This is a genomic window from Photobacterium malacitanum, from assembly GCF_900185615.1.
GTDB lineage: Bacteria > Pseudomonadota > Gammaproteobacteria > Enterobacterales > Vibrionaceae > Photobacterium > Photobacterium malacitanum.
This window is the reverse complement of record NZ_FYAK01000003.1, coordinates 330731-343743: the sequence shown is the minus strand read 5'-3', so window position 1 is coordinate 343743 and position 13013 is coordinate 330731. Positions and strand designations below refer to the sequence as shown.

The 13013-nt window shown below is 42.3% G+C and carries 14 protein-coding genes; all 14 read right to left on the bottom strand.

All coding sequences use genetic code 11. The features are described 5' to 3' along the window. Position 1: 1 nt before the first annotated feature. The 14 genes from PMAL9190_RS10905 to yceD all read right to left on the bottom strand — a co-directional run bounded on the left by PMAL9190_RS10905 (position 2) and on the right by yceD (position 12928). Complete coding sequence (locus PMAL9190_RS10905) at positions 2-1513, bottom strand: PTS transporter subunit EIIC (protein ID WP_087845213.1); 1512 nt, start codon at positions 1511-1513, stop codon at positions 2-4. A gap of 781 nt (positions 1514-2294) precedes the next feature. Next, a complete protein-coding gene (locus PMAL9190_RS10900; RefSeq protein ID WP_087845212.1) occupies positions 2295-3071 on the bottom strand; it encodes a TatD family hydrolase in 777 nt (258 codons plus the stop codon). Between the two features lie 92 nt (positions 3072-3163). Then, the gene (gene holB / locus PMAL9190_RS10895) at positions 3164-4126 is read right to left on the bottom strand and encodes a DNA polymerase III subunit delta' (protein WP_087845211.1); all 963 of its coding nucleotides are present in this window, start codon (positions 4124-4126) and stop codon (positions 3164-3166) included. Between the two features lie 2 nt (positions 4127-4128). Further along, the gene (tmk, locus tag PMAL9190_RS10890; RefSeq protein ID WP_159458389.1) at positions 4129-4758 is read right to left on the bottom strand and encodes a dTMP kinase; all 630 of its coding nucleotides are present in this window, start codon (positions 4756-4758) and stop codon (positions 4129-4131) included. Beyond that, positions 4755-5771 (bottom strand): endolytic transglycosylase MltG, encoded by a 1017-nt coding sequence (gene mltG / locus PMAL9190_RS10885; RefSeq protein ID WP_087845210.1) that lies wholly within the window; start codon positions 5769-5771, stop codon positions 4755-4757. Before mltG ends, tmk begins: the two co-directional genes overlap by 4 nt. Then, complete coding sequence (gene pabC, locus PMAL9190_RS10880; RefSeq protein WP_087845209.1) at positions 5765-6574, bottom strand: aminodeoxychorismate lyase; 810 nt, start codon at positions 6572-6574, stop codon at positions 5765-5767. Before pabC ends, mltG begins: the two co-directional genes overlap by 7 nt. A gap of 104 nt (positions 6575-6678) precedes the next feature. Then, positions 6679-7917, bottom strand: a complete 1239-nt coding sequence (fabF, locus tag PMAL9190_RS10875; protein WP_065168218.1) for a beta-ketoacyl-ACP synthase II — start codon at positions 7915-7917, stop codon at positions 6679-6681. 89 nt (positions 7918-8006) lie between these two features. Continuing rightward, complete coding sequence (gene acpP, locus PMAL9190_RS10870) at positions 8007-8240, bottom strand: acyl carrier protein (RefSeq protein ID WP_004406112.1); 234 nt, start codon at positions 8238-8240, stop codon at positions 8007-8009. A gap of 158 nt (positions 8241-8398) precedes the next feature. Then, complete coding sequence (gene fabG / locus PMAL9190_RS10865) at positions 8399-9133, bottom strand: 3-oxoacyl-ACP reductase FabG (protein ID WP_060998236.1); 735 nt, start codon at positions 9131-9133, stop codon at positions 8399-8401. A gap of 23 nt (positions 9134-9156) precedes the next feature. Next, entirely contained in the window at positions 9157-10086 is a 930-nt protein-coding gene (gene fabD / locus PMAL9190_RS10860) for an ACP S-malonyltransferase (RefSeq protein WP_087845208.1), read from the bottom strand. Between the two features lie 135 nt (positions 10087-10221). Next, entirely contained in the window at positions 10222-11178 is a 957-nt protein-coding gene (locus tag PMAL9190_RS10855) for a beta-ketoacyl-ACP synthase III (protein ID WP_060998234.1), read from the bottom strand. A gap of 5 nt (positions 11179-11183) precedes the next feature. Next, the gene (gene plsX / locus PMAL9190_RS10850; protein ID WP_200813407.1) at positions 11184-12209 is read right to left on the bottom strand and encodes a phosphate acyltransferase PlsX; all 1026 of its coding nucleotides are present in this window, start codon (positions 12207-12209) and stop codon (positions 11184-11186) included. A 9-nt stretch (positions 12210-12218) separates the two neighbouring features. Continuing rightward, on the bottom strand, positions 12219-12389 hold the full coding sequence (gene rpmF / locus PMAL9190_RS10845) for a 50S ribosomal protein L32 (protein ID WP_006231206.1): 171 nt from the start codon (positions 12387-12389) through the stop codon (positions 12219-12221). Between the two features lie 20 nt (positions 12390-12409). Continuing rightward, on the bottom strand, positions 12410-12928 hold the full coding sequence (gene yceD / locus PMAL9190_RS10840) for a 23S rRNA accumulation protein YceD (protein ID WP_087845206.1): 519 nt from the start codon (positions 12926-12928) through the stop codon (positions 12410-12412). Between the last annotated feature and the right edge of the window lie 85 nt (positions 12929-13013).

Here is a 13013-nt window from a genome sequence, read left to right as displayed (position 1 = left end):
CTTATTCTTTATGCTCTGCTTTTTCTTCTGCTGTTCGGTAATCAAACAGAACGATTAGTATCATTGGCACCACAAAAGCAACGGCAATTGATACTGCGTAAATCCACATTGGGTGGAACACTGGAATCGTTAATAGTGACGTAAATGCAAACGCTTGAGTTTTAACACTACCGTACATAGAACTAAGCACAGCTAGCGTTACACCACCAGCTAAACAACCCGCAAGTAAACGTGGGTAAACTTTCTTAAAGCGTAAGTGAATACCATATAGTGATGGCTCTGAAATACCACCAAATAGACCAGCGGCTAACGCACCAGAAGCAGTTTGACGCATGGTTGCATCTTTTTCACGCAGAGAAATTAGCAAGACACCTGCTGTTGCACCGAAACACGCGAAGTTCCATACACCCATAGGGCCTTGAATGAAATCGTAACCTAATGTTTGAATGTTCATTAACATTAGTGCGTTTAGCGGCCAGTGTAGACCCAATGGAACAAGGAATGGGTACAATAATGGGATTAGAATCGCGAACACAAACGGTGCGTGCGTATTTAACCAAGCTAAACCAAGACCTAAATAAGTACCAATCCATACACCTAGTGGACCAATCAAGAACGCTGTTAGCGGAATCATGATGATCAAAGAAAGGAATGGTACAAATACCATGTGTAGGTTTTCAGGAATAATCTTCTTTAAGAAGCGGTAAACAAGTGCTAATACAGCAACCATGATCAACGGCACGAATACGTTACCAGAGTAATCATTAAGTTGCATTGGTAAACCAAACACGTGCGCTACGTGAGAGACAGTACCTAGTGTCGCATCTTTAATTGATGATGTAGATGCTAGCGATGTTAGTTTTTGGAAATCTGGTGTCATTAATGCACCCATGATCGCCGCACCTAACCAAGGGTCAACCTTCAGTTTTTTCGATGCGTTGTAAGCAACCATGATTGGCAAGAAGTAGAATACAGAATGCCACATTGAATCGACAAAGACCCAACCTGCAGACTTATCACCACGGAAATCAACAATGTGTAGCGCATCTAATACCGCACATAATGCAATAATTAATGATGCACCAAGTAAAATACCTAAAATGGGACGGAACGAATCTGAAAGGTACTCAAAGAAACCATCAACCCAAGCAACTTTACCTCGAACACCACTTGAACGTAGCGAGGCTTTTACATCATCATTTGATGCCGCAGCTTTAGTTTCAGTTTTGGTGTTATCAGCACTACCACTTGCTTTGCTCTGTTCCAGTAACAGTTGCAGTGCACTATGCATCGTCGCAACACCGCCACCAACAACAATTTGGTAGCGCTCGCCACTTTGAGGAACACAGCCCATTACTTCAGGAATAGCATCTAAGGCGGCTTTATCTACAATTGAGTTATCGTTTAATTCAAAACGTAAACGCGTTGCACAGCACGTCAGAAACTTAATGTTACCAGCACCGCCAATCCCTTCAAGGATCTTCGCCGCTGAAGATTGAATATCTTTCGACATGATTTTTACCTTTTATATTCAAACAAATACCAGTGAATGTAATAATCGTTCACTAGTACATACGTAATAAGTTATTAATTTAATTAGCTTAATATGGGCTTGATATAACGTGAACGTCTACTTTAATAAATCTAATTTGAGCTGGTTTTAATAATAAATTGATTAAAACATTCTTCACAAACATATCCCCATTAGCATATTGCTCGTTTTTGACCGATTTTTCCAGAATATACTTAAATAACATGTAAAATATAGAACATTGATCACATAGAACACACTACGAGCCGTAAATTACTGATAATAAAACCAAAAAAATGTAATTATAATAAAACTTTTATTACAGAAACGAAACTAAAGTAACACAATGTAACTCAAAAAATCCCATTAAGAATACAATTTAGACTACAACGTAATATTTAACCTAGCTAAAACAACAAATACTACTTTCTTATTCGTTGGAATCGCGAATACAACTATCGACCACGATCAAAAAATAATCAAATTGCAGTGTTTATATTAGTTTAAATAACCAAAATTAATTCGCTAACAGTTATAAATATAACCAGTCGTCACATAGTTAATAAAAAATTTATAAATTATTACTCCGTTTTCTCTTACCCTAATTTCTTTATCATTCCCTATAGCGAATAATCGCGAGGACTATAATTAATTCCGACAGTGTGATTACGGGTCTCGTCATTCAACCCTGCTTTTACTTACCCTTACTCCAAAAAAAAAGAGAAGCCGAAGCTTCTCTTTAATGTCATACCAACAATAACTGTTACTGTTTCGCTAATGAAAACAGGGTAAAGAAGTTTTTAGTTGTTGCTTGCTCAACTTCCTCAACAGAAACACCTTTTAGCAACGCAATATATTCAGCCACCTCACGAGTATAAGCAGGTTGATTTTGCTTACCGCGGTAAGGGATTGGCGCTAAGAATGGGGAGTCAGTTTCAACCAATAACCGATCTAATGGTAATTGGCTCACAACGTTCTTCAGATCGCTGGCAGTATTGAAGGTAACTATACCCGAGATTGAGATATAAAAGCCTAGCTCAATTGCCGCTAATGCCATATCCAAGTCTTCTGTAAAGCAGTGCAACACACCACCACACTTCTCTGCGCCTTCTTCACGTAAAATACGCATCGTATCTTCACGCGCCATACGAGTATGAATAATTAACGGCTTATTTAATTCAACGGCCACTCGCGCTTGCTCACGGAACAGTTGTTGCTGTAATTCCGCAGTCTCTGGCTGGTAGTGATAATCAAGCCCAGTTTCACCAATCGCAACCACTTTTTCATGGCTAGCGTAGGCTTTAAATTGCTCAGAATCATAACCTGATTCTACATCCAATGGGTGAATACCACATGATGCAAACACGTTATCGTAAGGTGCAATTAACTCCATCATTTTAGGAAAGGCGGCTAATGTAACCCCTACTGACAGAAAATATTCAACGCCACGTTCCTTGGCCTTATTTAATACATCATCAATCCCTGTATGTAATTTGTCATAATCAAGTTTATCAAGATGACAATGTGAATCGACTAACACAGGCTTTCCTCTTTATTTATTCTATTACTTCATTTTATAACACGGGTAAACATGGTTATCGAAAGGCCACTGCCCATTGCGACTAAGCAAGGTTACTGACCAATAAATCCGGTTAACCATTCAACCACTAACAACTCAATATTAAGCCCGGTATGCTTGGCTAATTGACGATGTAAGTTATTAATATTACGCACTTGTTCTAATAATAATGCCGTTGGTATAGTGGTCGCTATTGCTTCAACAGCGGCTAATGACTCTTGATGAACAAGATACTGAGTTGCCCCTTGCTGCCACTTTAAGCTATCTACGAGTAAGTAACTCAACAATTGCAGGGTAACAATACCATCAGCACTGCACATTGCTGCCACGTCATAAATACCAATATGTGGCGGCTGCACAAACTCAGTAAACGCTCTGACCAAGTGACCATAGCGAATGTCTAAGCCACTTTCGATAAAAGCTAAGGTTGCTAATGGCGCACCATTATTGAGTCGCACACTTTCTAATAAAATAGACTGATGCAGCTGACTTTCAACCCAGCTTTTGACATTTTTTTCATCGGGTGGATTTAAACGCCATTTATTACAGCGGCTGACAATGGTCGGTAATAACCGATCAAGGCTTTGCGCGGTAAGAATAAATTGACATCCTGCTGGCGGTTCTTCAAGGGTTTTTAATATTGCGTTAGCACCAGCTTCACCTAATGCATCTGCATGTTCAATTAAAATCACCCGTTGTCCATTGAGCTGTGAAGTTTCCGTTGCCCAACGGTTAGATTGTCGAACCGCATCAACACCAATTTGTTTACCATCTTGCTCAGGCTTAATAACATGAAAGTCGGGATGACTTTCTGCTTCAAACAATTTACAGCTATGGCAAACATCACAAGCTTCACTGTCTGAATTTTGGCAGAGTACGGTTTTGGATAATTGTCGTGCTAATACGCCGCGCCCACTGCCCTTTGCCGCTAATAACAAAATAGCATGGTGTAAACGTCGTTGCTCAAGCAACTGCTGCCAGTTGTGCCACAAAGTTTGTTGCCATGGATAAATCATTATTATTGTTGCTCCAACCAAGTCTGTAATGCTTGGGTTAAATCAGCAGTCACTTGTTCTAACGTTTGGCTAGCATCAATGATAATCACATTGGGCTGATTGGTGCATAACGCTAAAAATCGCTCACGGGCACGCTCAAAAAAAGCAATGTCCATTTGTTCGATACGATCTAGCTCACCACGGCCACGAGCTCGTTGTAAGCCTAACACCGGATCAATATCCATATAGATAGTTAAATCAGGGCGAAAATCACCTAATACCGTATCGCGTAGATTCTCCATCAATGCGCGATCAAAACCACGACCACCACCTTGATAAGCCTGCGACGACATATCATGACGATCACCAACCACCCAACGTCCTTCTGCAAGCGCGGGCTTAATAACGTTATCAACCAATTGAATCCGTGCGGCATACAGCAGTAATAACTCTGCCATATCCGTTAACGGCTCATCAGGATGGCCTTGTTTAACCAAAGCACGCATTTGTTCTGCCAGTGGCGTACCACCTGGTTCACGGGTTGATTGTGGGCTTTCAATACCGTACTCAGCTAATGTCGCAATAACTTGAGCAATAGCCGTACTTTTACCCGCCCCTTCAAGGCCTTCTATAACAATAAATTTACCGATCATTTCTGTGTTCTTAATATTTTAAGGTAAGCACGAACCGCACGATTGTGCTCGACTAACGTAGTTGAAAATGTATGGCCGCCTTTACCATCTGCAACAAAATAATAATAATTACTGCTATCAGGATCGACGGCAGCCATGATAGATGCTTTACTTGGCATTGCTATCGGCGTTGGCGGCAAACCACGCATGGTGTAAGTGTTATAAGGCGTTGGCGTGCGTAAATCTTTTTTAGTGATATTGCCATCATACTTATCACCCATACCATAAATAACAGTCGGATCTGTTTGCAATGGCATATTAGCACGTAAGCGATTCATAAAGACGGATGCCACTAAGCCACGCTCACTGGCTACTGCCGTTTCTTTTTCAATGATCGACGCCATGATCAAGGCTTGATAAGGGGTCTTTAGCGGTAGATCTTTTTGGCGCTGCTGCCAAGCAATATCTAACTCTTTCATCATTGCTGCATGTGCACGTTTTAAAATACTAATATCACTGGTGCCAGCAGTAAAATGATAAGTATTTGGCAGAAAATAGCCTTCAATTTTATCATTATCAATACCAACCGCTTGGCTAATTTGCTGCTGAGTCATATCATCAGTGGTATGGGTTAAATGCGGATCTGCTTGTAGTAACTGACGCCATTCGCTAAAACGTTCACCATCAACCAGAGTAATAGCATATTGATATTCTTTACCTTCGGTGATCATGGTTAACACCGCATGCAATGTTTGTTGTGGCTCTATCGCATAAGTACCCGCTTTAATATCGGTTAAACTTGGCTCTAAATAGCCAAGCCATCGCAACAATGGCGATTCTGTAATGATTTTTTCATCACTTAACTGGGTTAATAAGCCACGAAAAGACGTACCTGATTTCACGGTAATAAACGTTTGTTGTTCGATCTGCACTGGTTTATCAATTGCGGATTGGAGTTGAAAAAAGCCCCAGCCCGCCGCACTTGCTGTTAGCAAGCCCACAATGAAAACCACCTGCATCAACTTCTTTAGCACGAATGTAACCTCTTCCATAGTGTTTTAAACATTGTACGTTGACAATATTGTGTTGTTTGTATTTGATTTACAGGGACTAAGGCCATCAGCGAGTTGGTGATAAACACCTCATCGGCGGCCAACACAGCATTTATACCGAAATCCCCCACTTGATAGTCATAATTGAGCTCATCAAGCATATTCAGTATTTGCTGACGCATCACTCCCGCAACACCGGCCCGCTGTAAGGCTGGAGTATATACAGTATTACCGTGACGCCAAAATAGATTCGCAACGGTGGTCTCAATGACGCGATCATCGCCATCAAGTGCAATCGCATCTACCCAGCCTGCCGTTTCAACTTCTTGCTTCAATAATACTTGTTCGAGGCGATTAAGGTGTTTCATCCCTGCAAGCATAGGGCTATTTCCCATTCGTTGCTGACACACGCCTAATGTAATCCCTTGTTGCTGCCATTGCTGATAATGCAATGGCCATTCAAAATCAGTAATCACCACTTGAGTGTCATCACAGCCAAACGGATTATAGCCTCGACCACCACTGCCGCGACTGATGAGTATTTTAATACCGCCTTTATCTGGATATTTCAAGGCTAATGCCGCAACCTGACTATGTATCTGTTGCCAGTTCGGTGCTGCAATCGCCAGTCGCTGTAAACTCAGCGCTAAGCGGGCTAAATGCAATGACCACAACTGAACACATTGCTGCTCAACCAGCATCGTTGTAAAGCAACCATCACCGTATTGGGTTGCTCGATCTGTAATAGCAAGGGCCTGTTGCTCATAACCATTGACTAACGCCATGGGAGATCCTTTTTCACAGCTAAAAAAATAGCCCGATATCGAAATATCAGGCCATCTAATCATATCAGGTTATGACGATTATTGCTCAATAGGCAACAATCAAATTAGATCTTCTTAAACAATAACGAACCGTTAGTGCCGCCAAAACCAAATGAGTTACATAATGCGTATTCTAGGTTCGCTTGACGCGCTTCACCTGGAACATAATCAAGATCACAACCTTCACCTGGGTTATCCAAGTTAATTGTTGGTGGTACCACTTGATCAACCAAGCTTAGAATCGTAATGATTGATTCAACTGAACCAGCAGCACCTAATAAGTGACCAGTCATTGACTTAGTTGATGACACCATGACGTTATCAACTGCACTACCCATCGCGCGCTTGATGCCTAATGTTTCAGCCACATCACCTGCAGGCGTTGAAGTACCGTGTGCGTTAATGTAACCAATTTGGTCAGCGTTAATGCCAGCATCACGAATACATGCTTCCATTGCTAATGCGCCGCCTGAGCCATCAGCACTTGGTGAAGTCATGTGGTAAGCGTCGCCACTCATACCAAAGCCAACTAACTCTGCATAGATTTTCGCACCACGTGCTTTTGCATGTTCGTACTCTTCTAGTACGATCACACCTGCGCCATCACCTAACACGAAACCATCGCGATCTTTGTCCCATGGACGAGAAGCCGCTTGAGGATCATCGTTGCGTGTCGATAACGCTTTAGCAGCAGCAAAGCCACCCATGCCTAGTTCAGTTGATGCTTTTTCTGCACCACCTGCTAGCATAGCGTCAGCATCGCCGTATGCAATCATACGTGCAGCATGGCCAATGTTATGAAGACCTGTCGTACACGCTGTAGAGATAGCGATATTTGGACCACGTAGACCATACATGATAGACATGTGGCCTGCGATCATATTAACAATTGTTGATGGAACAAAGAACGGACTGATTTTACGTGGTCCTTTGTCCATCAAAGTTTGATGGCCAGCTTCAATTAAACCTAAACCACCAATACCAGAACCGATAGCAACACCAATACGTGGTGCATTTTCTTCTGTAACTTCAATACCAGAATCTTTGAACGCTTGTACGCCAGCTGCAACGCCATATTGGATAAATAAATCCATTTTGCGTGCATCTTTCTTAGACATGTAATCTTCACAATTGAAGTCTTTGATCATTCCGGCAAATTGAGTAGCAAATGCGCTTGCATCAAAATGTTGGATGGTACTGATACCACTAGTGCCAGACTGTAAAGCTTTCCAAGAAGATTCAACAGAATTACCAACCGGGGTAAGCATACCCATGCCAGTTACAACTACACGACGCTTAGACACGATTAATTTCTCCGGGAATTGAGGATAAAACGGGAACTGAAAAAAAACAGGCGGTCATAATGACCGCCTGGAGATATTCATTTTTTATATTACTGTGCGCTGTTTACGTAGTCGATTGCAGCTTGAACAGTAGTAATTTTTTCAGCTTCTTCGTCAGGGATTTCTGTATCGAATTCTTCTTCAAGAGCCATTACTAGTTCAACTGTATCTAGTGAATCAGCACCTAGATCGTCAACGAAAGATGCTTCGTTCTTAACTTCTGCTTCGTCTACGCCTAGTTGCTCAACGATGATTTTTTTTACGCGTTCTTCGATGTTGCTCATACTAATATATTTCCTTTAACAAGAATTCGCTAATGCGATTTGTTGTAGTTTATTCATTACAGCAAAAGTTGCAACACTCATAATGCTGGTCAAACCACGATTTAACCAGAAAAATAGTTCAATTTGACTTGAATCATGAAGTATTGCAAAGAAATTGCTTAAATCATATACATGCCGCCGTTAACGTGCAATGTTTCGCCTGTTATATAAGCAGCGTCATCAGAGGCTAAAAAAGCAACAGCTGCTGCAATTTCACGCGGGTCGCCTAAACGACCAGCAGGAACATTTGCTAACGTTGCTGCGCGTTGATCATCATTTAACGCTTTTGTCATATCAGTTTCAATGAAACCAGGCGCAACAGCGTTAACAGTGATGCCACGAGAAGCAACTTCACGCGCCATTGATTTGGTAAAACCTAATAGGCCAGCTTTTGCTGCAGCGTAATTAGTTTGACCTGCATTACCCATTGTGCCAACAACAGAACCAATGCTAATGATACGACCGTTACGCTTTTTCATCATAGCACGCAGTACCGCTTTAGACAGGCGGAAAACTGACGTTAGGTTGGTATCCATGATATCTTGCCATTCGTCATCTTTCATACGCATTAGTAGATTATCACGTGTAATACCAGCGTTATTCACAAGAATGTCAATATCGCCATATTGTTCTTTAATTTGCTTTAATGTTGTCTCAATTGACTCTGGTGAAGTTACGTTTAACGCAAAACCTTTACCGTGATCGCCAAGATACGCACTAATAGCGTCAGCACCGCTCTCTGATGTTGCAGTACCAATAACAGTTGCGCCGCGCTCAACTAAAATGTCAGCAATTGCGCGACCAATACCGCGACTCGCACCTGTAACTAGTGCAATTTTACCTTCCAGGCTCATTGTAAATCCTCTTTAAAGCTTAATTACTTCGCAAGTGCCGCAGTTAATGATGCAACATCATTTACCGCTGCGCCGCCAAGTGCACGATCAATACGTTTAGTTAGGCCAGTTAATACTTTACCCGGTCCCATTTCTAGCAACTCTTCAATGCCTTCAGACGCCATACGCTCTACAGACTCAGTCCAGCGTACTGGGCTATATAGCTGTTTAACCAATGCCAATTTAATCGCAACAGGATCGATTTCAGTCGCGACATCGGCATTATTAATCACCGGAATTGTCGGCGCATTAAAGGCTAAACCTTCTAATGCAATCGCTAATTTATCAGCTGCAGGCTTCATTAATGCACAATGTGAAGGGACTGATACTGGCAATGGTAATGCACGCTTAGCACCGGCTTCTTTACATAATACGTTAGCACGCTCTACCGCTTCTTTATTACCCGCAATCACAACTTGACCAGGCGAGTTAAAGTTAACTGGTGAACATACTTGATCTTCAGCCGCTTGCGCACATGCTGCTGCAATCGCATCGTTATCAAGACCAATGATCGCTGACATAGCGCCCACGCCAGCAGGCACTGCTTCTTGCATTAGCTTACCGCGTAATTCAACTAGCTTAACTGCAGCTTGGAAATCAATCACACCAGCACATACTAGTGCAGAGTACTCACCTAAGCTGTGTCCCGCTAAAACAGCAGGCTGTTCACCGCCCTGTTGTTGCCATACACGCCAAATTGCCACAGACGCCGTTAATAATGCCGGTTGTGTGCGTTGGGTTTGGTTTAAATCTTCAGCTGGGCCATTTTGTACTAATGCCCATAAGTCGTAACCTAACGCATCAGAGGCTTCAGCAAACGTCTGCTTAACCACATCAAATTGCTCTGCTAAATCAGCAAGCATGCCAACAGTTTGAGAACCCTGTCCAGGGAAAACAATCGCGAACTTAGACATTTGAGAATCCTTATTCTTTATATACTGATCGTTCAGTAAAATTAATAGCTAATAAGACAGCGTTTACTATATTCAACCTTCTGCCTTATCGCAAAATTCTTTTAGCGACGCCAACTAAACCCATTCGAGTTTAGTTTAAAATTTCACCAGTGCTGAGCCCCAAGTGAAACCGCCACCAAACGCTTCTAATAATAGCGTTTGACCACGTTGAATACGGCCATCACGAACTGCTTCATCTAACGCAGTCGGTACCGTTGCCGCAGAAGTGTTGCCATGACGATCAAGCGTCACAACCACTTGATCCATCGACATTGATAGCTTTTTCGCTGTTGCTGAAATAATACGCATATTAGCTTGGTGGGGCACTAACCAATCAAGCTCAGATTTATCCATATTATTTTCAGCAAGGGTGCTTTTTACTAAGTTCGATAACTGGGTTACCGCCACTTTAAACACTTCATTACCTGCCATGTAAAGCCACGTATTCGCGTCAAAATCTTTACCGTGTTCTGGCACAGCAAGACTTAATAAACCACCAAAATGACCATCAGCATACAGATGTGTTGAAATGATCCCAGGTTCTTCACTGGCACCAATAACAACCGCACCAGCGGCATCACCAAATAGGATCACTGTTGAACGATCTTGTGGATCACAACAATGAGACAACGCATCAGAACCAATCACAAGTACGTTTTTCGCCATACCTGTTTTAATATGCTGATCAGCAACACTTAATGCATATACAAAGCCAGTACACGCCGCTGATAAATCAAATGCCGGACAGCCTTTTATGTCTAACATTCCTTGCACTTGGCAAGCAGCAGAGGGAAATGAATGACTGGCGCTAGAAGTCGCAACAATAATCAGATCGATATCTTCTTTATTGATACCCGCCATCTCTATTGCATTTAATGATGCTTGGTAACCCATAACGGCAACGGTTTCATCTTTAGATGCAATACGACGTTCACGAATACCTGTACGCGCAACGATCCACTCATCACTTGTTTCTACCATTTTTTCTAAGTCCGCATTTGAGCGTACTTGTTGTGGCAGGTAGCTGCCAGTTCCTAGAATTTTGCTATACATGAAGACTAATAATGCCTCTCTAGTAAGACCTCTTCCAGACGGTCACTGATTTTCATCGGTATTTGGCGTTTAATCTCATAAACCGCTTGGCTTATGGCATTCTCCAAAGCTGTGGTGTCAGCACTTCCGTGGCTTTTCACTACTATACCGCGTAATCCTAACAGACTTGCGCCATTATACTGGTCGGGGTTCAATTGTTGTAAACTATTAAATAGTTCACGAAACAGCCATTTAGCGATCAATCGCTTAAATGGATTGCGACCAATATTACGCTTAATACAATCAATGAATAGGTTAGCTACCCCTTCACTGGTTTTTAAACTTACATTACCGACAAAACCGTCACATACAATCACATCAGCTTTATCTGAATACAATTGGTGACCTTCAATATAACCAATGTAATTAATATCAGCAGATTGACTCAACATTTCAGCACAGCGCTTAACCAGATCGTTACCTTTAATCGATTCTTCACCAATATTAAGTAATGCGACTCGAGGAGCGGTACCTAATGTTTGTTCAGCAACCACCGACCCCATGACGGCAAATTGAAACAAAGTATCAGCATCGCACGATACATTGGCGCCCAAATCTAATAACCAAGTATGGTTAGCCTGACGATTAGGGATCTCTGAAATTAAAGCAGGACGTTCAACACCAGGAAGTTGTTTCAGCACATAGCGAGATAAAGCCATTAACGCGCCAGTATTACCCGCGCTGACACAGGCATCTGCCTCACCAGCAGCAACGGCATCTAGTGCCATTCGCATCGAAGAACCTTTGCTATGACGTAATGCTTGAGACGGGCGTGTTTCGTTGGCTATAACGTTATCGCAATGGACGATTGATAGCCGAGGATGATTGAGCTTATTTAGGAGAGTAAGTTGAGCAGTGATAGCACTTATATCACCAAAAAGAATGAGTTTGAGCTCAGGCGAATGCAACAGTGCCTGCACGGCGGCAGGCACTGTTACTTGAGGACCGAAATCCCCGCCCATTGCATCAAGTGCAACGGTAAGACCCATCAAGGTTCAACCTTACTTGTTGATAACCTTACGGCCACGGTAGAAACCGTCAGCTGTCACGTGGTGACGTAGGTGAGTTTCACCTGATGCTGAATCTACAGATACTGCTGCTGTAGTTAGTGCATCATGTGAACGACGCATACCACGTGCTGCACGTGATTTTTTGCTCTTTTGTACGGCCATTAACCCTACTCCTGTTAAATTTAACTTTTAAGATTTTTCAATACTGCAAACGGATTCGGACGCTCATCAGCAACGGGAATATCACCAAAAGACAAGTTATGGGTGCCGATCTTACAATCGTCATCATCATGTCTTGCAACTTGTGGTAACTCTAACATCAATTCATCTTCGATGATTTCAATTAGATTAATATCACCATTTTCGTCGACAATTGTCGGCTCATAGGCTTCCGGTAACTTGTCTATAGCCTCTTCATCACGAACCGGACTATAACAGAATTCAACACTAATTGTGTGTGGAAATTCTTCCTGACATCTCTGACAGGTCAACATCACATCTATACTCGCGTTTCCGCGCATGACAGGAATACGACGTTGGTCAAGGTCAAAAGACAAGTTGACGTTTGCATCACTTATTACGCTCTGGGTTGAACCAGCTAAACGAGACAGAAGATCCGCTTTGATGATGCCATCATAGTCGAGTCTTTTCTGTGCAGTGCGTACTGGATCTACCTTTAGCGGCAATTTTACCTTTTGCATAGGGCGCGAATATTAGCCTTATAGTCTGGTTGAGTCAAAGGAAATGTGCCTGAATTAACGGCTTTTGAGTAATTCTCATGCTGCC

What these genes read in the sequence shown, in the direction of transcription:
- fabG (WP_060998236.1), bottom strand. Translation starts at nt 9,133, where the DNA reads ATGAGCCTGGAAGGTAAAATTGCACTAGTTACAGGTGCGAGTCGCGGT.
- PMAL9190_RS10855 (WP_060998234.1), bottom strand. Translation starts at nt 11,178, where the DNA reads ATGTATAGCAAAATTCTAGGAACTGGCAGCTACCTGCCACAACAAGTA.
- PMAL9190_RS10905 (WP_087845213.1), bottom strand. Translation starts at nt 1,513, where the DNA reads ATGTCGAAAGATATTCAATCTTCAGCGGCGAAGATCCTTGAAGGGATT.
- tmk (WP_159458389.1), bottom strand. Translation starts at nt 4,758, where the DNA reads ATGATCGGTAAATTTATTGTTATAGAAGGCCTTGAAGGGGCGGGTAAA.
- yceD (WP_087845206.1), bottom strand. Translation starts at nt 12,928, where the DNA reads ATGCAAAAGGTAAAATTGCCGCTAAAGGTAGATCCAGTACGCACTGCA.
- acpP (WP_004406112.1), bottom strand. Translation starts at nt 8,240, where the DNA reads ATGAGCAACATCGAAGAACGCGTAAAAAAAATCATCGTTGAGCAACTA.
- holB (WP_087845211.1), bottom strand. Translation starts at nt 4,126, where the DNA reads ATGATTTATCCATGGCAACAAACTTTGTGGCACAACTGGCAGCAGTTG.
- pabC (WP_087845209.1), bottom strand. Translation starts at nt 6,574, where the DNA reads ATGGCGTTAGTCAATGGTTATGAGCAACAGGCCCTTGCTATTACAGAT.
- fabD (WP_087845208.1), bottom strand. Translation starts at nt 10,086, where the DNA reads ATGTCTAAGTTCGCGATTGTTTTCCCTGGACAGGGTTCTCAAACTGTT.
- rpmF (WP_006231206.1), bottom strand. Translation starts at nt 12,389, where the DNA reads ATGGCCGTACAAAAGAGCAAAAAATCACGTGCAGCACGTGGTATGCGT.